The following is a 628-nucleotide window of genomic DNA, read 5'->3' as shown; positions in this document are numbered from 1 at the left end:
GGATAAACCAGTTGATATGCCAACAAATCCAGTTGTCCCAGATAAACCGGTCGATACTCCGGCAAGTACTCTTCGCATCTTGCAGGATAAAGAAACGGGTGTGGCTGTCATTGGGCGTCCGAGTGAACTGGGAGCAGCAGTGAGTCTCCGTGTGACAAAAGTTCTCGATCAGTCTTTGATGGAAACTGTTTACGACGCTTATGACATTAGACTCGTTGATCAGGAAGGAAAAGAAGTGCAACCAAAAGGAGCTGTTCTCGTGCGTCTTCCGGTACAGACTGGAAAAGTAGCTGATCAGGTGTACTATGTTACTACAAGTAAAGAATTACAGGCATTGAACTTTAGCCAAACTGACCAGTATGTCGAGTTTGCGACTAGCCACTTTAGTATTTATGCTGTGGTTTATAAGTCTGCAAATGAAAGTTCTGAACTTAACCAACATCCAGTTACTAAGGAACTAACTAGTGTTGTACGTTCAACAGAACAACCGAATCAAGCAGACAAACCAGTCAGCGAAGCAAAAGAATTGCCAAATACAGGTGATAGTTCTAATCGTAACCTTATTTTCTTAGCTAGTCTGTCACTAGCACTATCTAGCGTTTTCTATCTGAAAACTAAGAAGAGATAA

At 42.0% G+C, this 628-nt stretch carries 1 protein-coding gene; it reads left to right on the top strand.

The window, feature by feature from the left end:
- Positions 1-628, top strand: a 628-nt coding sequence (locus tag STRDD10_RS10040; protein WP_156468662.1) for an LPXTG cell wall anchor domain-containing protein, incomplete at its 5' end; no start/stop codon positions are given.

Origin of the sequence: Streptococcus sp. DD10 (assembly GCF_001578805.1) — a bacterium.
In the GTDB taxonomy this organism is placed as follows: Bacteria; Bacillota; Bacilli; order Lactobacillales; family Streptococcaceae; genus Streptococcus.
The sequence above is the reverse complement of the archived record's forward strand: the minus strand, read 5'-3'. Positions and strand labels throughout refer to the sequence as shown.